A 16,501-nucleotide genomic window follows, 5' to 3' on the forward strand; every position below is an offset into this window, starting at 1 on the left:
CAAACTTCCTAGTCCCGCATGCCCACCGACCTTCACGCCTGGAACGCCCTGCTGCGGCACCATGACACCCTTCGCGACGCTCAGATGCGCGAGTGGTTCGACGGCGAAGGCGCGCAACGCGTCGCGCAATTCTCGCTGGAAGCCGCCGGGCTTTATCTCGACTATTCGAAGCACCGCATTACGCCCGAGACCATGCGGCTGCTGACGCAGCTCGCAGCGGAAGCGGGCGTGCCGGCTCGCCGTGACGCGATGTTCGCCGGCGAGCATATCAACACGACCGAGGACCGCGCCGCGTTGCACGTGGCGCTGCGCGCAACCGCAGGCGCCGGCTACAAGGTCGACGGCGAACCGGTCATGCCCGCCATCCAGAAGGTGCTGGAGCGCATGCGCGAGTTCGCCGGGCGCGTGCGCAGCGGCGCCTGGAAAGGCGCCACCGGCCAGCGCATCACCGATGTTATCAATATCGGCATCGGCGGCTCCGACCTGGGTCCGCGCATGGTGTGCCGCGCGCTGTCGCACCTGTCCGACGCGGACGGCCAGACCGGTCCGCGCATGCACTTCGTCTCCAATGTCGACGGCACCGACCTGGCCGAGACGCTGGTGCGGCTCGACCCGCAACGGACGCTGGTGATCGTCTGCTCCAAGACCTTCACCACGCTGGAGACCATGGCCAATGCACGCAGCGCGCGTGCCTGGTTCGTCGCCAACGGCGTGGCCGAGGGCGACCTGGCCAAGCACTTCGTCGCGGTCTCGACCAATACCGAAGCGGTGCGCGAGTTCGGCATCGACCCGGCCAATATGTTCGAGTTCTGGGACTGGATCGGGGGACGCTTCTCGCTGTGGTCGTCGGTCGGCCTGTCGATCACGCTGGCGGTAGGCTCCAATGCCTTCGCCGACCTGCTGGCCGGCGCGCGCGCCATGGACGAGCACTTCCGCACCGCGCCGCTGGAGCGCAACATGCCGGTGATCCTGGGCATGCTGGGCATCTGGTACCGCAATTTCTGGCATTTGCCGACCAGCTGCATGGCGCCCTACTCCACCTCGCTGGAGCTGTTTCCCGCCTTCCTGCAGCAGCTGGAGATGGAGAGCAACGGCAAGTCAGTGCAGCTTGACGGACAGCGCGTGCGCACGCATACCTCGCCGGTGGTGTGGGGCACGGCCGGCACCAACGGGCAGCATGCCTATTTCCAGCAGATCCACCAGGGCTCGCAGGTGGTGCCGGTGGACTTTGTCGCGCCGCTGGTGCCGCCGCGCCGGCTGGCAGGCCATCACGCCAAGCTGCTGGCCAACTGCTTCGCGCAGGCCGAGGCGCTGATGCGCGGGCGTACCGCCGATGAGCTGCGTGCCGCCGGCCTGAAGGACGAAGTCCGCATCGCCCATATGGTGTTCGAGGGCAACCGCCCCAGCAACACGCTGCTGATGGAAAACCTGACGCCGCATGTGCTGGGCGCGCTGATTGCGCTGTATGAGCACCGCACCTTCGTGCAGGGCGTGGTCTGGAAGATCAATTCCTTCGACCAGTGGGGCGTTGAGCTGGGCAAGATCCTGGCCCGTCCGATCGAAGCCGAGCTGACCGGGAATACCGTTGGCCAGCACGATGCCTCCACCACGTCGCTGATCGAGCGCGCCCGCGCGGTGCTGAAGGCGGGCGCCGCCAGCTAGACCTCCGCGCCCATCCATTCATCGCTGGCCACGCGGCCGGCGTCGATGGTCAGGATGCGGCCACAGCGCGCCGCCACCGAGCGGTCATGCGTGACCAGCACCAGCGTGGAGCCGGCATCGCGGTTAAGCTCGAACATCAACGCGATCACGGCTTCGCCAGTGACGGTATCGAGGCTGCCGGTGGGCTCGTCGGCAAACAGGATGTCCGGGCGCGCCACGAACGCGCGCGCCAGCGCCACGCGCTGCTGCTCGCCGCCCGACAGCGTGCGCGGATAATGCCCCAGCCGCGCGCCCAGGCCCACACGCTGCAGCATGTCCAGGGCGCGCTCGCGCACCTGCGACGTTTCGCCGCGCAGCTCCAGCGGCAGCATCACGTTTTCCAGCGCGGTCAGGTGGCCGACCAGCTGGAACGACTGGAACACAAAGCCGACATGGCGGCCCCGCACGGCGGCGCGCTGGTCCTCGTCCAGCGCGAACAGGTCCTGGCCCTGCAGCCGTACCGTGCCCGTGCTGGGCAGGTCCAGCCCCGCCAGCAGCCCGAGCAGCGTCGACTTGCCCGAGCCGGACGCCCCCACGATGGCGAGCGTTTCGCCCGGCGTGACGGAAAAGGTCACGTCGTGCAAAATCGTCAGCGAACCGGTCGTGTCGGCAACGGTCTTTCCTAGGGACTCGACAGCGAGAATGGAAGAAGACATGGATATTGGGATCCGAGGCAAATGGCGCCGGCTGCTGCTGGCAACCGGCATGGCACTGACGATATCGGCCGGGGCGCCAGCCCAGGCTGCGGCGCCGGCACTGCTGGTGCTTGGCGACAGCCTCTCCGCCGAGTACGGCATCGCGCGCGGCGCAGGCTGGGTCACGCTGCTGCAGGACCGCCTGCGGCAGGAGCGCTTCGATTATAGCGTTGTCAATGCCAGCATCAGCGGCGAGACCACCATCGGCGGCAAGACGCGGCTGCCGGAGCTGCTGTCGCGGCACCGCCCGGCCATCGTGGTGGTGGAGCTTGGCGCCAACGACGCGCTGCGCGGATTGCCGCTGCAGACCACCGAGGCCAACCTGCGCAACATCGTCACCACGGCACAGAAGGCCGGCGCGGGCGTGCTGCTGATCGGCATGCGCATCCCGCCCAACTACGGGCAGGACTACACCGAGAAGTTCGTCTCGCTGTATCCGAAGCTGGCCGGCGAATACAAGGTGCGGCTGGTGCCGTTCTTCCTCGACAAGGTCATCACGCGGCAGGACTGGTTCCAGCCCGACCGCATCCACCCGACCGCCGCGGCACAGCCGGCATTGCTCGATACAGTGTGGCCGCAGCTCAAGCCGTTGCTCAAGCGCAGCGGCGCGAAGTAAGAATGAATAAATAGAAAACCCCTGCCGCCTGGCAGGGGTTCTTGCTTGCAGCGGTGCTGCCGGGGCTGATCTGGCGCTTACTCGGCGCCTTGCGCCTGCGTGGCACCCACCGGCGCCAGCATCTTGACCTTGGAGCGGGCCTTCAGGCTTTCATAGAAGGCCTGCAGGTCGGTCTGGCCGGCCATTTGCGACAGCTGCTGCGCTTCGGCCTGGCGCTGGGCCGGATTGGCCTGAGCAGGCTGGCTGACCTTGGTAATGCGATAGACCGCATAGCCCTGGGTGCCCAGGTCGACACCCACGACCGCCGGCAGCTTCACGGCATCGGCGCGCATCACAGCCTCCACGGCCTGCGGCGCAATGCCCTCGGCCTTGGCGCGCGACACGGTCTGCACCGCGCCAAAGCCGTCGGCGCTGTCTGCCTTCTTCAGTGCCGCAAGGCGAGCCTCGCCGTCCTTGCGCGCCAGTTCGGCCGCCTGCTGGGCGATATAGCCCTCGCGCACCTTGGCTTCGACTTCCTCGAACTTGCGCACGGCCGCCGGGCGGTACTCGACGATGCGCGCGGCCACCAGCGTGTTCGGGGCCACCTGGACGGCCTCGGTGTTGCGCTTGTTCTTGATCGCGTCGTCGCTGAACAGCGCCTTGAGCAGCTTGTCGTTGTTGAGCGGGCTCTGCGCGCCCAGCGCCGGGTTCGGCTGGCGCGTGACGTTGTCGGCGGTCTGGATGGTCAGCTTGAACTTGTCGGCGGCGGCCTTGAGGCTGTCAGCCTGCTCGTAGACGGTGTTGCCAAAGGCATCGGCCTGCTCGGCAAACTTCTTGTCGGCAAACTGCTTGCGCAGCTCCGCTTCCAGTTCCGTGCGCACGGCTTCCAGCGGCTTGGTCTCGGCGGGCTTGATGCCGGTCAGCTTGATGATGTGGTAGCCGTAGTCGGTTTCCACCACGTCGCTGACCTGGCCATCCTTGAGCGCGTACATGGCGTCCTCGAACGGCTTGACCAGCGCGCCGCGGCCCATGAAGCCCAGGTCGCCGCCCTTCTCGGCCGAGCCCGGGTCCTGCGAGTTCTTGCGCGCCACGTCGGCGAAGGTATCAGGGTGCTTGCGCAGGTCCTCCAGCAGCTTGGTGGCCTTGTCCTTCGCGGCCTGGCGCTGGGCGGCCGGCGCATCCTTCGGCGCGCTGATCAGGATATGGCTGGCGCGGCGCTGCTCGTCGATGCGGAAGCGCGCGATATTGCTGTCGTAGTAGGACTTCAGCTCTTCGGGCGTGACCGCCTGCGTCGCGGCCAGGGCCTCGCCCGACAGCAACAGGTACTCGACCTTGGCTTGTTCCGGCACCGAGAAGGCCTGCTGGTGGCTGTCGTAGTAGGCCTTCAGCGCGGCCGCATCGGGCTGCACCTTGGCGGTGTAGCCGGCCGGCTTGAACAGCAGCGCCTGCACGTCGCGCTGCTGGTCGCGCACGGCGATCAGGCGATCGAGCAGCGACTTGGGCACGAAGGCGGTCGCGGCGACCGATGCGCCCAGCTGCTGCGTGGCCAGCTCGAAGCGCATGCGGGCATCGAACTGCTCGGGCGTCATGCCCTGCGACTGCAGCAGCTGCAGGTAGGCCTTGTCGTCGACCTTGCCGTCCTTGGTGCGCGGCAGTTGCGCGATCGCCGGCAGGTTGCTGATTTCCTCGAGCAGCTTGGCGTCGGACACGGTCAGGTGCTCACGCGCCACGGCACTGGCCATCACGCGTTGCAGGATCAGCTGGTCCAGCACGGCCTTGCGTGCGTCCGGGCCTTCGAACTGGCGCGGGTCATAGCTGGCGCCCAGGATCTGGCGCGCGCGTTCGCTCTGGTCGCGCACGACGTTGTCGATTTCCTGCACGCTGATGGCGCGGCCGTCGACCTTGGCGGCATCGTGCGAACTGTCCATGAAGCGCGAATAGCTTTCCACGCCGAAGAACACGAACGACGGGAAAACAAGCACCAGCAGCAGCAAGAGCATCAGGCGCCGGTTGTTGCGTACGAAATCAAGCATGCGGATTCGGGTAGTGGATTGGCACGAAAGACAAACTCCACGATTCTATCAGGAGCCGCTGGGCGCGCACCCTTTGTGGAGGGTGGGAAACATGAGGGAGCAAATGAAAACGCCCGCTGACGCGGGCGTTTTCAACAAATCTGGCGGAGTGGACGGGACTCGAACCCGCGACCCCCGGCGTGACAGGCCGGTATTCTAACCGACTGAACTACCACTCCTGTGTCGGCGCTTGCTGCCGGCGATGCACATGTCCTTGCGATGGAGAGTGGTGGGTGCTGAGGGGCTCGAACCCCCGACCTACGCCTTGTAAGGGAATCGGATTTCCTTACAAATCATAAGCCTACAACGCCTACCAACTTCCCCTTGCCGACCGTGCCCTGCTGCAAGAGGCCGAACTATAGCTCGTGTTCATCCTCTGCGCAATACCCGGATGACTCAATCTTGTACCTTCCCTCTCAATCCTGCGATGCGCCCGGAATGGACCAAGAGCTCCGGGGCGCGTCCGCACGCTCGTTTTCAGTTGTTATCGTTGCCGTCATCCGGAAACGCAGCGCAGGCGCGCCGTGCTCTTCAAGGGTCGGGAAGCGCCGACCGGCGCCCTCCCCTCAGTTGGCGGAGTCGGCCAGCAGCCGCCTTTTTGCGTGTTGCATCGACCGGTTGAATCCACAATCCACTTTCTGCCATTCGTCCAGGTAACGTTCGATGGCACCCCTAAGTTTGCGATGGGCTTCGAACCTGATTCGGCTAGATGTACATGAGGAAAGCGCTATTCATGATCTCGCACGCCAAGCTGTTCGATCAGCCACTGAACGAATGCGCCGACCTTGTGCAGATGCGCTTCGTTTTGCCGATAGGAAAGGAAATGGGTCTCGCGCGCAATGTGCGTGAACTCATCCTCCCCAAGTGCAATCAGGTCTCCCTTCGACAGTTCGCGCTCGGCAAGCCGGATGCTCTCCAGGGCGATGCCCATGCCATCGACCGCTGCGGAGATGGCAAGTGCCCCCCGGTCGAACGAGGCCCTCGGTCGCGTCGGGCAAACCATGCCGTTTGCGCCGAACCAGTCCGCCCAGGTTACCCGGCTCAGTTGCGAATCAATCAGCGGGAGCTTTTCCAGCTGACTGCGCAAGGGCTCGTTTGCGTCGATCAACGAAGGCGAACATAGCGGGAGGATGCGCTCCTTTCCCAAGGGACGAACAACCAGGCCCGCGCGTGTGTGCGCCGAACCGTAGGTAATGGCAACGTCCACCTCGCGGGCGTGCGTAAGGTCGATCGCTTCTGCCCCAGACGACAGCCGGATCGTGATGTCGCCATGCGTCTGCATGAACTGAGGCAACCGAGGGCCGAGCCACTTGACGGCAAAACTGGGCGCGCAGTAGACAGCAAGCACTTGCGACTGAGGCGCCAGCGCGACTTCATTGCAGGCGGCCTCGATCACATCGAACACACGCGAGAGGCTTTCCTGCAGGCGTTTGCCTTCCGGTGTCAGCTCAACGCGCCGCGTGCGACGGTCAAAGAGCCTCCGTCCGAAATACTCCTCCAACTCCTTGACCTGGTGGCTGATCGCCGACTGGGTCAGGTGAAGCTCCTTGGCTGCGAGCGTGAAACTCTCCAGGCGCGCTGCCGCCTCGAACGCTCGAAGCAGCACAAAGTTTGGAACCCGTCTCATGGCTGAGCTCTTATACATGAATGTGGCTCATGCTTTCATGAACACCCATCGTTTGTCAACCAACTCCTCCGCAACGACTATGAAGGCGTACCGCAGACATAAAGCGCGTGTCCTGCGAACACCAACCAGTCCCTACACATTTCTACCGAGGAGTCGACATGGCAGCAGTACTTGAGCGCGCCCCGCAGGTCTTCAACGACAAGGAGCGCACCTCCATCTACCAGCCGGAACAGATGGGGCTGATCTATCCGTCCGTTCCGAAATTCGCCACGCCCGCCGAAGAGCGGCAGCATCGCAAGGAGCGCCTGGTCGCTGCCTGTCGTGCTTTTGCGCTGGAAGGTTTCGACTACGGCTTCGCCGGCCACCTGACTGTTCGCGACCCCGAGCACCCGGAGTTGTACTGGACAAACCCGATGGCGGTTCACTTCGCACAGGTGAACATCTCGAACCTCATCTGTGCCGACCATGAGGGCCGTGTGGTGGAAGGCGACTATGCCATCAATCGCGCCGGCTTCGTGCTGCACGCCGCGGTGCACGAGATGCACCAGGACATCGTTGCCATGTGCCACGCGCACACCGAGTACGGCACGGCGTTTGCCTCGTTGGGCAAGGGACTTGACCCGATCACGCAGGATGCAGCCGCCTTCTACGAGGATCACGTGGTGATTGGCGACGAGGCCGGCAAGGTTGCCGTCGAAGTGAAAGGCGGCCACAAGGTGGCCAACGCGTTCAAGGGCGTCAAGGCGGCAATTCACCAGAATCACGGCCTGCTCACGGCGAGCCGCCACAGCATTGAAGCGGCGGCCTTCTGGTTCATTGCCCTGGAACGTTGCTGCAAGCAGCAACTGATGATCGAGGCGACGGGCATTACGCCCCGCCTGGTGACGCCCGAACGCGCCCGCTATAGCCGCGAGCACGTCGGCAGCGACTACATCGGCTGGCTGCATTTCCAGCCGATCTGGGACCACCTGCGTGTGACCCAGCCAGACATGTTCGATTAAGCACCAGCATCGCACGCCGAGGCCGCGCTGACGCGGCCTCGGCAACCGGCCGCAACCTGCGCGCGCCGGCCCCCCTCCAGATCGATAAATAAGGCCCCAAGGAGACACCCCATGCAAACCACAACGAGCGTGGTGACGCCTTACGTCGCCACCGAATCGGCAACCTATTCGAAGGTCATGTGGCGGCTATTGCCGTTCCTGTTCCTCTGCTATATGTGCGCGTACCTCGACCGCATCAACGTCGGCTATGCCAAGCTGCAGATGATGCAGGATCTTGGCCTCAGCGATGCGATCTATGGGCTTGGGGCGGGCATCTTCTTTGTCGGCTACCTTCTGTTCGAAGTGCCCAGCAACCTGATCCTGCTGCGCGTGGGTGCGCGACGCTGGATCGCACGCATCATGGTGACCTGGGGCCTGATCTCCGCGGCCATGATGTTTGTGAAGAGCCCGACCAGCTTCTACATCATGCGTTTCCTGCTAGGCGTAGCCGAAGCGGGCTTCATCCCGGCGATCCTGCTTTACCTCACCTACTGGTTTCCGGCATCGCGCCGAAGCAAGGTTACCGCGCTGTTCCTGACCGGCATCCCGATGTCTGGCGTCATCGGGGGCCCGCTGTCTGGCTGGATCATGAGCGCCATGCACGGCTCGCATGGCATGGCTGGCTGGCAATGGCTCTTTTTGCTGGAAGGCATTCCCACCGTGATCGTCGGTGTCATTGCTTACTTCTACCTTGACGACAAGGTCGCGGATGCCAAGTGGCTGAGTGCGTCCCAGCGGACAATGATCGAGACGAATCTGGCCGCGGAAAGCAAGGGACACGCGCTGCATTCGGTACGCGATGGACTGACCAATCCCCGCATCCTGCTGCTCAGCGTGATTTACTTCTTCTTCACCATGGGCCTGTATGGCGTGAGCTTCTGGCTGCCAACCATCGTCAAGGCCAGCGGTGTCTCGGATCCCCTCGACATTGGCCTGCTGTCTGCGATCCCCTACGCCGCTGCCACGGCTTCCATGATTCTCGTCGGCCAAAGCTCGGATACCCGCGGCGAACGGCGCTGGCATCTGGCCGTGCCTGGTGCAGTGGGGGCGCTCGGCCTGTGCATCAGTGTGGCCTACGCCCATAACACCGCTGTGGCAATGCTCGCACTGACGATCGGCACGATGGGGATCATGACCACCATCTCGCAGTTCTGGACGCTGCCTCCGGCGATCCTCGGCGGCGCGGCTGCTGCGGCGGGTATCGCGCTGGCGAATTCCGTGGGCAGCATCTCCGGGGTCATCAGCCCGTACCTTATCGGCTGGGTGCAAACGAACACCGGCACGACTGGCAACGGCGTTCTGGTACTGGCTGCGAGCCTCGTGATTGGCGGCTTGCTGGTGTTCACCGTGCCCGCGCGTCTGGTGAATATCGGTAGGCGAGACAACCGGTAACGCTGGCGCGAACCTGGCTATGCCGTCTGGCGCGTGTCGCCAAGGTACTCGTCAAGACGGCTGGTCAGGTTTTCCCTGGCACGGGTGGTATGCAGATCAGTGAGCTCCGCGGCGCGCGCGGCGTCCCCTGCGGCAATTGCCTCGGCGATCGCTTCGTGTTCGTCCCAGATGGTCTTGCGTTGCTGCGCCGAAGATTGCAGAACGGCCCCCATGGCCCGGCGCAGATGTACCCAGTAGTTCTGGGCGCTCTGCTCCAGGAACGGATTGCCCGCGGCGCGGTAGATGGCGTTATGGAACTCCATATCCGCATCGATCATGGCTTTCACATCCTTGCCTTGTGTCGCGCGACGGCCATTCGCAATGATCTTCGGATCGACCTTGAAGTGCCGCTTCGCGGCCAGCCGGGCAGCCAGGGCATCCAAGGAACCGCGGATTTCATAAAGATGACCGATCGAGACAGCGTCCAGCGGCGTGACCAGCACGCCTCGACCAGGGGCGTCCTGAACAAAGCCGTCCTTCTTGAGGATCCTGAGCGCCTGGATCACGGGGGAACGTGACACCTGCATCTGCTCGGCGATTTCCTCTTGCGTCAGGCGGGTTCCGGGCGCCAGCGTGCCATCGCTGATGGCGTCGAGGAGCATCTTGTACACCTCATCCACGAAGTCGGGACGGGATTGAATCTTTGGAAAAGTGGTTGCCATGGCACTGCCCTTTGCACTCTGTATTCAGTCCATTTTGGTTGAACGGCCCTCTCAATGCAATTCCGTCGTGCCGGCTTCCAGCAAGGTCCTTGACTTTGCGAAGCGTCTGCATAAACAATCTGAACTCTGAATACAGAGTTCAGATTGGAAAGTATAGTCATCGACAGGAACAGACCCATGAAAGTTTTCTACGACAAAGATGCTGATGTGTCACTTCTGCGCGACCAACAGGTCGCCGTGATCGGATATGGCTCCCAGGGCCATGCTCACGCCCTCAACCTCAAGGACAGCGGCATCAACGTTGTCGTGGGGCTGCGCGAGGGAGGCGAGTCGTGGCGAAAGGCCGCGTCGGCGGGCCTGGAAGTCACCACGATGGAAAAAGCGGCCGCCGCGGCTGACCTTGTCATCCTTCTTATCCCCGACGAGACGATCGGCAAGGTCTATCGGGAGGTGATCGAACCGGCCATGCGCGAAGGCGCCACACTCGCCTTCGCGCACGGCTTCAACATCCACTATGGGCAGGTGATACCGCGCAAGGACCTGGATGTCGTCATGATCGCGCCCAAGGCGCCGGGCCACACGGTACGCGCGACGTACTCGGAAGGCGGTGGCGTCCCGGGCTTGATTGCGGTCGCACAAGACAGATCCGGGCGCGCAAGGGATATCGCCCTGGCCTATGCCACGGCAATCGGCTGCGGGCGTTCCGGCGTGATCGAAACCAATTTCCGGGAAGAGACCGAGACCGATCTCTTCGGTGAACAGGCGGTGTTGTGCGGCGGAACGGTTGAGCTGATCAAGGCTGGATTCGATACGCTGGTGGAAGCGGGCTACGCCCCGGAGATGGCGTACTTCGAGTGTCTGCACGAGCTCAAGCTGATCGTGGACCTGATCTACGAAGGCGGCATCGGCACGATGAACTACGGCATCTCCAACAACGCCGAATTTGGCGAATACCTGACCGGTCCGCGCATCGTCACCAATGACACCCGCGCAGCCATGAAGGCCGTGCTCAAGTCCATTCAAACGGGCGAGTACGCGAAATCGTTCATCCTCGAGAGCCAGGCCGGAGCGCCGACATTGCAGTCCCGCCGGCGCCTGACGGCAGTGCACCCGATCGAGGTCGTTGGCGAAAAGTTGCGCGAGATGATGCCGTGGATTCGCAAGTGTGCCCTGGTCGACAAAGCCAGGAACTGATCACTTCCTAGCGCCAGTTTCCACGTATACCCCAACTTACATGGCCAAATCACGCACCTAAACTCTGTATACAGAGTTCAGAACTCAGTAGTCAAAGAAAGCCAGACCCCTCAGGAGACCCACCATGACCACCACCCCTTTCGAAAAGCACGACGCCGGCAAGACGACCGGAGGCAATGCAACCAATGGCCCCGTCGTCAAGAAGCTGATTCCCTTCGGCGGCTACTACACCAACCGTGTGCCCGACCACGACGCGGAGCTGACCGAGACTGGTCCGGGTACGCCGATGGGTGAATACATGCGCCGCTTCTGGCATCCGGTCTGCATGTCCATGGAACTGACCGATACGCCCCGCTTCCTGAAGGTCCTCAATGAGGAACTGGTCGCATTCCGCGACGGCAGCGGGCGCGTGGGCGTGTTGCATGCGCATTGCTGCCACCGCGGCGCATCGCTCGAATATGGCGCGATCCAGGAACGCGGAATCAAGTGCTGCTACCACGGCATGGTGTTCGATGTCGACGGTGCCTGCCTGCATGTGCCCTTCCCCGACGGTGAGGAGAAAGAAGCGGAGAAGTACGCCTGTTCGATCCGCCAGGGCGCGTACAAGGCCATCGAGCGCAACGGCCTGGTGTTCGCTTACATGGGCCCGCCGGACGAAGAGCCGCCGTTCCCGGAGTGGGAGCAAGACTTCACGGTGCTGCCGACCGACGAACTGGTGGCCTACAGCAACTTCCAGCACTGCAACTGGCTCCAGGTGCAGGACAACGCCGCCGACAACTTCCACCCGACCGCGCTGCATGCAGCGAAGAACGTGGTAGGCGGCAAGTTCCAAAGCACGACCTTCGACGAGGTCGGCGCCGCATCGATGGAAGTCGCGCCCGACATGCAGTTCATCCCGGTCCACGGCGGCCGCGGCCTGGCCTGCGCCGGCGCGCGACGCGTGGACAAGGACAAGATGTTCCTGCGCATCCAGCACCAGGTGCTGCCCAACCTCAGCCTGCACGCGTACACGTCGGAAGACGGCTCGCAGAAGAAACTGTTCAGCCGGTTCCACATCATCCGCTGGACGGTGCCCGTCGACGACGAGAACAGCAAGATGATCGGCTGGCGCGTGATGGGGCCGGGCATTGATACGCGCGGCGTGGGCGACAAGCGCCTGGTCGGCTACGAGAGCATCGACTTCCTCGACGGCCAGGTCGCGCTGCGCCGCCCCGAGCGCTTCGGCAAGTACACGCTCGAGGACATGCCTCCTATTCCGTCGAACCACCGCGAACGCGAGAATTACAAGAACGCGCAGTACGCACCCGGCGACTACGAGGCAATCATCAGCCAGCGTTCGATCGCCGTGCACGCGCTGGAGCATCCGACCAAGTTCGACGCCGGCCTTTTCTCGTTCCGCAAGATGTTGCGCGATGCCGTCCGGGGCACCAACGCCGCTGCCGCGGCCCAAGGCTTCGCGGAATGGCTGCGTGAGCTCAACGGCGCCCCGAACAGCTACTGCTCGGGCAACGTCTTCGAGTTGCCTGAAGCCGAGACGATCGAGCAGGAGGTGGCCAATCGGCGCCTGCTGGCTCGCAAGGCGGTTGCCATCCTGACTGAGGCCGACGGCCTGACCGGAGAGGCCCGCGCAGCGTTCGTCAAGACGAAGTTCGACGAACTGGAGCAGAGCCTCAAGGCTTGAGCGAGCCGTTGATTGAAATCGCCGGGCGGAACTGAACCGCCCGGCAAATGTACCCGGAGACGCGAGGTTCACCATGAACGCCCCCACCAATGAGCGCGAAGCGCTCACCCACCTTGAACTGACCCTCCGGCAGGTTCGCCTGGAAGCTGCCGGGATCAATTCCTACGAGTTCGTCGATCCCGACGGAAACGAGCTGCCGGCATTCACACCCGGGGCCCACATCGACGTTCACATCGCCCCAGGTGTCATCCGGCAGTACTCGCTGTGCAACAGTCCGGAAGAACGCCATCGCTATGTCGTGGCTGTCCTGCGAGATGAGTCGGGACGCGGCGGATCCCGGGGAATGCACGAAACCCTGCGTGTTCCCAACCGGGTCAAGGTGAGCGTGCCACGCAACAATTTCCCGCTCGCCGAGGGCGCAAGGAAGGTCATCCTGATCGCCGGCGGCATCGGTGTCACGCCGCTTAAGGCCATGGTTCACCAGCTCGAGGTGAAGTCCAGGGACTATGCGTTGCACTATTGCGCCAAAGGCCCCGAGTACGCAGCCTTCGAAGCCGAGCTGCGGGGCATGGCAAGGACTGGCACGATCCAATGCCACTTTGACGGCGGCAATCCAAAGAACGGCCTTGATATTGCGAAGCTGCTCGAGCACCCCGAGCCCGATACCCATATCTACTATTGTGGGCCCAGCGGCTTCATGGAAGCCTGCAAGCAGGCTGCAGCGCACTGGCCGCTGACATCGGTGCACTGCGAACACTTCAAGGCGCCGGTGCAGAAGGCGTCCAGTGAAGACAGCCAACCCATACAAGGCTATGCAGTTGAACTGGCCCGCTCAGGCCTGACGCTGACCGTCGCACCCGACCAGAACCTGGCCGAAGTACTCCAACAAGCCGGTGCACCCGTGGAGACTTCGTGCCAATCCGGCCTGTGTGGCACTTGCAAGGTCCGGCACCTTTCAGGTGAAGTCGATCATCAGGACTTCATCCTGGATGATGGCGAGCGAGAAAGCTTCATGACGCCATGTGTGTCACGGGGTTGTGGCGGGACCCTCGTCCTGGATCTGTAGTCAGGTTCGACGGAGCTTGGTCATGCAAAGCGACAGCAGCCCTTCGCGATTGTTCTTCTTTTTTGTGGTTTAGCTTCCGCGGCCGCATCCGTATTCAACTGATCCACAGGTCGAACGCGGGTCGTCGGTACAACATGATCCGTCGATTCAGCTTCGGACTAAAAGCTTCGAGGCGGTGTGCCCCGTAAGGTCGGGCAATTGCGATCGGCTCGGAGACTTTCCAAGAATCTTCCATCGCTTCGCTGAGCAGGTGGGGCTCAGCGTGCATCTGGGCGTGCGCGACCGGCTGGATATGGTGTTGATCGAATCCGCTCGCCCGGTTTCGGCCGCGATCGTGATGCGCATCGGCATCGGCGCGCGGCTCGGTCTCGCTAGCTCCGCTCTGGGTCGTGCCTGCCTATATGGCCGCGCTCGATACCGCTTCCCGCAAGACTTTGATTGCCGGCTTGCAGGTAGCAACTGGCAGCCAGTGGCCAGACCATGCCGCCGGCCTTGATCCCGCGATCGCACACTTCAATACCTACGGTTACACCATCTCTCTTGGTGAGTGGCATCCCGACATCAATGCAATTGCAGTACCGATTGTGATGCCGGACGGCGACATCTACTCGATGAACTGCGGTGGCCCGGCGTTCAAGCTGCCTGACACCTTCTTGCGAGAGACAGTCGCACCTGGGCTGATGGCCTGCGTCGAGACCATTGCCGCTGAAAGCGGCGCCAGCATGCACGCATTGGATTCGCAGTCACGCCGACGCTGATCATGTGGCCGCGCCGCCCCCGGAACAAAAATCACGACTTCACGCCTTGCCTGCCGCCGCCGTCCAAGCCGCGATGAAGCCGTCCGCAATGGCGCCCGCGAGCTTCTCACCTGCAGACCACTTCATCGTCTCGAGGTGGATCGGCACGGCGACTGCGCCGTGAATGGCCACCACAATACTGTCCGTGGCAAGTTTCAACGGCATCGGGTACCGCGGTAGCGTATCGAAAAAATCCCGCACGGCGTTCTCGTATTGCTGATATGAGCGTATTGCGACTTCGGAGCGCCCGAAGGGCGTGCCCTCGCTGTTGCGCGGTGTGGGCTGGCGTCGCGCGCCTGAGAACAGGATCTCATACTGGTCGAAATGGGCACGCCAGTGCTTGAGCATGGCCAGCAGTAGCTTGCGCAAACGCATCGCGGGATCGGCTTCGCCGCGGGTGGCCGCACCGATCTGCTCGATGGCCTGCGCAAGGTCTTCTTCGCGGACCGCCATGAATAGCGCCTGCCGATCCTCGAAATAGTGATACACAACGGCCGGCGTGTAACCCGCCGCTGCGGCGATCCCACGCAGCGAGACCTTGGCGTACTCCTGCTCAGCAAAGGCCCGCCGCCCGGCAGCGATCAGGGCCTGTCGTACCGCTGCCTTTTCTTCGGGAGAACGCGCCCGCTTGCCGGCTGTCCTGCGCATGGCCGGCGCGTCGCCATCCGATGCCGCTGCCTCGATGACCGGGTTCTGTTTTCGCATGGAAACGCTGGAAGTCATGTGCTCGATGAGCCGTACAAGTAACGCGCCGATGCTAACACGCTGGCATCGGGCGCTGGTGTTTACCCTCCCCCGCCGCGCTGCGAATTCGCTTGTCGTACGATAATTTTACGTGTTTAATTATATGCAACATCGACAGTCCCCGATGTCCGCGCTGAACCTCGCGGACACATGCCCATGCCTTCCACACCAGACTCCATCGAAGTTCAGGTCCACGCGATCTCGATCGCCGCCGCCGACGCGCTTGCCTTCGAGCTGTGCGATCCGCACGGCGGCATGCTGCCTGCCGTCGAGGCCGGCGCCCATATCGAGGTGCGCCTGCCCGGGAACCTGACCCGTCACTATTCGCTGATGAATGCGCCAGGCGAGCGCCACCGCTACCGGATTGCGGTGCGCTTGCAGCCAGAAAGCCGCGGCGGTTCGCGCTATATGCACGAGCGGCTTCGGGTCGGCGACCGGCTGGCGATCAGCGCGCCGCGCAACAACTTCCGACTTGCCGAGGCGTCGCCTCTGAGCGTGCTGATCGCCGGCGGGATCGGCATCACGCCGCTGTATTCGATGATTGCGCGGCTCGAGCAGCTCGGCCGCGACTGGAAGCTGCACTATGCGGCACGCAGTGCCGCAAGCGCGCCGTTGCTGGAGGAGCTGGAGCGGATCGAGCGCCAGCGTCCGGGACGCGTGCATCTGCATTTCGATGAACGGCACGCCGGCCGTCCGCTCGACGTGCGGGCGGTCGTAGCTGCCGCAAGCGGGGACGACGGTACCCACTTCTACTGCTGCGGCCCCACGCCAATGCTTGCGGCATTCGAGCAGGCCTGTGCCGGCCTGCCTTCAGAACACGTGCACGTGGAGTACTTCGGCCCGACGATCCCCGCGAATCAAATATCGGCGGGCATCGCTTACCCGCCTGCCGGCGAGTCCTTTGAGGTCGCGCTGCGCCGCTCAGGCATCACCCTCGAAGTACCGCCGCAGCGATCGATCCTCGACGTGCTGCTCGATGCCGGCATCGACGCGCCCTTCTCCTGCGGAGAGGGATTCTGCGGCAGTTGCCGCACGGCGGTCATCGAAGGCCAGCCGGTCCATCGCGACACGGTGCTCGATGCAGCGGAACGCGCGCAGGGCGACACCATGATGATCTGCTGCTCGCGCAGCCGCGGCCCCAGGCTGGTGCTGGATCTTTGACAGCACCCGACACACAGCAATAGCCTCACAGGAGA

The 16,501-nt window shown here is 63.4% G+C and carries 15 protein-coding genes and 1 tRNA gene; 10 read left to right on the forward strand and 6 right to left on the reverse strand.

Annotated elements, in window-relative coordinates:
• The first annotated feature begins 18 nt into the window (after window positions 1-18).
• Window positions 19-1,662: a glucose-6-phosphate isomerase gene (pgi, locus tag ACW4E8_RS05420; RefSeq protein WP_456803576.1), complete on the forward strand. Its 1,644-nt coding sequence runs from the start codon at window positions 19-21 to the stop codon at window positions 1,660-1,662.
• On the opposite strand, the gene ACW4E8_RS05425 is transcribed toward pgi, so the two are convergent.
• Window positions 1,659-2,357, reverse strand: coding sequence for an ABC transporter ATP-binding protein (locus tag ACW4E8_RS05425; RefSeq protein WP_114134690.1), 699 nt, complete (start codon window positions 2,355-2,357; stop codon window positions 1,659-1,661). The genes pgi and ACW4E8_RS05425 overlap by 4 nt on opposite strands.
• On the opposite strand from ACW4E8_RS05425, the gene ACW4E8_RS05430 reads away from it, so the two are divergent.
• Window positions 2,356-3,012 carry an arylesterase gene (locus tag ACW4E8_RS05430; protein WP_456803577.1) on the forward strand — a complete coding sequence of 219 codons (657 nt, stop codon included), beginning with the start codon at window positions 2,356-2,358 and terminating at the stop codon, window positions 3,010-3,012. The two genes, ACW4E8_RS05425 and ACW4E8_RS05430, sit on opposite strands and share 2 nt — an antisense overlap.
• A 77-nt stretch (window positions 3,013-3,089) precedes the next feature.
• Here the strand turns inward: ACW4E8_RS05430 and ACW4E8_RS05435 are convergent, their stop codons facing one another.
• From ACW4E8_RS05435 to ACW4E8_RS05445, 3 genes are all read right to left on the reverse strand, one after another.
• Window positions 3,090-5,024: a SurA N-terminal domain-containing protein gene (locus tag ACW4E8_RS05435; RefSeq protein ID WP_456803578.1), complete on the reverse strand. Its 1,935-nt coding sequence runs from the start codon at window positions 5,022-5,024 to the stop codon at window positions 3,090-3,092.
• A 141-nt stretch (window positions 5,025-5,165) separates the two neighbouring features.
• Window positions 5,166-5,242: transfer RNA gene (locus tag ACW4E8_RS05440), tRNA-Asp, on the reverse strand.
• A gap of 548 nt (window positions 5,243-5,790) precedes the next feature.
• On the reverse strand, window positions 5,791-6,690 hold the full coding sequence (locus tag ACW4E8_RS05445) for a LysR substrate-binding domain-containing protein (protein ID WP_456803579.1): 900 nt from the start codon (window positions 6,688-6,690) through the stop codon (window positions 5,791-5,793).
• Between the two features lie 158 nt (window positions 6,691-6,848).
• Here ACW4E8_RS05445 and ACW4E8_RS05450 point away from each other — a divergent pair, with 158 nt between their 5' ends.
• Together ACW4E8_RS05450 and ACW4E8_RS05455 are read left to right on the forward strand one after the other, a co-directional pair.
• Entirely contained in the window at window positions 6,849-7,691 is an 843-nt protein-coding gene (locus tag ACW4E8_RS05450; RefSeq protein WP_456803580.1) for a class II aldolase/adducin family protein, read from the forward strand.
• Between the two features lie 111 nt (window positions 7,692-7,802).
• Window positions 7,803-9,122 carry an MFS transporter gene (locus ACW4E8_RS05455; protein ID WP_456803581.1) on the forward strand — a complete coding sequence of 440 codons (1,320 nt, stop codon included), beginning with the start codon at window positions 7,803-7,805 and terminating at the stop codon, window positions 9,120-9,122.
• 17 nt (window positions 9,123-9,139) lie between these two features.
• Here the strand turns inward: ACW4E8_RS05455 and ACW4E8_RS05460 are convergent, their stop codons facing one another.
• Window positions 9,140-9,823 (reverse strand): GntR family transcriptional regulator, encoded by a 684-nt coding sequence (locus ACW4E8_RS05460; RefSeq protein ID WP_456803582.1) that lies wholly within the window; start codon window positions 9,821-9,823, stop codon window positions 9,140-9,142.
• Window positions 9,824-10,000: 177 nt separating this feature from the next.
• On the opposite strand from ACW4E8_RS05460, the gene ilvC reads away from it, so the two are divergent.
• The 5 genes from ilvC to ACW4E8_RS05485 all read left to right on the forward strand — a co-directional run bounded on the left by ilvC (window position 10,001) and on the right by ACW4E8_RS05485 (window position 14,522).
• A complete protein-coding gene (gene ilvC / locus ACW4E8_RS05465) occupies window positions 10,001-11,017 on the forward strand; it encodes a ketol-acid reductoisomerase (protein WP_456803583.1) in 1,017 nt (338 codons plus the stop codon).
• Between the two features lie 124 nt (window positions 11,018-11,141).
• Entirely contained in the window at window positions 11,142-12,698 is a 1,557-nt protein-coding gene (locus ACW4E8_RS05470) for a Rieske 2Fe-2S domain-containing protein (protein WP_456803584.1), read from the forward strand.
• Window positions 12,699-12,771: 73 nt separating this feature from the next.
• A complete protein-coding gene (locus tag ACW4E8_RS05475; RefSeq protein ID WP_456803585.1) occupies window positions 12,772-13,764 on the forward strand; it encodes a PDR/VanB family oxidoreductase in 993 nt (330 codons plus the stop codon).
• A gap of 274 nt (window positions 13,765-14,038) precedes the next feature.
• Window positions 14,039-14,260 carry a hypothetical protein gene (locus ACW4E8_RS05480; RefSeq protein WP_456803780.1) on the forward strand — a complete coding sequence of 74 codons (222 nt, stop codon included), beginning with the start codon at window positions 14,039-14,041 and terminating at the stop codon, window positions 14,258-14,260.
• Window positions 14,166-14,522: a hypothetical protein gene (locus ACW4E8_RS05485; protein ID WP_456803586.1), complete on the forward strand. Its 357-nt coding sequence runs from the start codon at window positions 14,166-14,168 to the stop codon at window positions 14,520-14,522. The genes ACW4E8_RS05480 and ACW4E8_RS05485 overlap by 95 nt, the downstream gene beginning before the upstream one ends.
• Window positions 14,523-14,561: 39 nt before the next feature.
• Here the strand turns inward: ACW4E8_RS05485 and ACW4E8_RS05490 are convergent, their stop codons facing one another.
• A complete protein-coding gene (locus ACW4E8_RS05490; protein ID WP_456803587.1) occupies window positions 14,562-15,284 on the reverse strand; it encodes a TetR/AcrR family transcriptional regulator in 723 nt (240 codons plus the stop codon).
• Between the two features lie 177 nt (window positions 15,285-15,461).
• Between ACW4E8_RS05490 and ACW4E8_RS05495 the strand changes: the two genes are divergently transcribed.
• Window positions 15,462-16,466 carry a PDR/VanB family oxidoreductase gene (locus ACW4E8_RS05495; protein ID WP_456803588.1) on the forward strand — a complete coding sequence of 335 codons (1,005 nt, stop codon included), beginning with the start codon at window positions 15,462-15,464 and terminating at the stop codon, window positions 16,464-16,466.
• The last annotated feature ends 35 nt before the right edge of the window (window positions 16,467-16,501 follow it).

Source organism: Cupriavidus sp. CP313 (assembly GCF_054072015.1).

Coding starts and splice junctions, on each gene's coding strand:
- pgi (WP_456803576.1), top strand. CDS start 19: ATGCCCACCGACCTTCACGCCTGGAACGCCCTGCTGCGGCACCATGAC.
- ACW4E8_RS05430 (WP_456803577.1), top strand. CDS start 2,356: ATGGATATTGGGATCCGAGGCAAATGGCGCCGGCTGCTGCTGGCAACC.
- ACW4E8_RS05425 (WP_114134690.1), bottom strand. CDS start 2,357: ATGTCTTCTTCCATTCTCGCTGTCGAGTCCCTAGGAAAGACCGTTGCC.
- ACW4E8_RS05435 (WP_456803578.1), bottom strand. CDS start 5,024: ATGCTTGATTTCGTACGCAACAACCGGCGCCTGATGCTCTTGCTGCTG.
- ACW4E8_RS05445 (WP_456803579.1), bottom strand. CDS start 6,690: ATGAGACGGGTTCCAAACTTTGTGCTGCTTCGAGCGTTCGAGGCGGCA.
- ACW4E8_RS05450 (WP_456803580.1), top strand. CDS start 6,849: ATGGCAGCAGTACTTGAGCGCGCCCCGCAGGTCTTCAACGACAAGGAG.
- ACW4E8_RS05455 (WP_456803581.1), top strand. CDS start 7,803: ATGCAAACCACAACGAGCGTGGTGACGCCTTACGTCGCCACCGAATCG.
- ACW4E8_RS05460 (WP_456803582.1), bottom strand. CDS start 9,823: ATGGCAACCACTTTTCCAAAGATTCAATCCCGTCCCGACTTCGTGGAT.
- ilvC (WP_456803583.1), top strand. CDS start 10,001: ATGAAAGTTTTCTACGACAAAGATGCTGATGTGTCACTTCTGCGCGAC.
- ACW4E8_RS05470 (WP_456803584.1), top strand. CDS start 11,142: ATGACCACCACCCCTTTCGAAAAGCACGACGCCGGCAAGACGACCGGA.
- ACW4E8_RS05475 (WP_456803585.1), top strand. CDS start 12,772: ATGAACGCCCCCACCAATGAGCGCGAAGCGCTCACCCACCTTGAACTG.
- ACW4E8_RS05485 (WP_456803586.1), top strand. CDS start 14,166: ATGGCCGCGCTCGATACCGCTTCCCGCAAGACTTTGATTGCCGGCTTG.
- ACW4E8_RS05490 (WP_456803587.1), bottom strand. CDS start 15,284: ATGACTTCCAGCGTTTCCATGCGAAAACAGAACCCGGTCATCGAGGCA.
- ACW4E8_RS05495 (WP_456803588.1), top strand. CDS start 15,462: ATGCCTTCCACACCAGACTCCATCGAAGTTCAGGTCCACGCGATCTCG.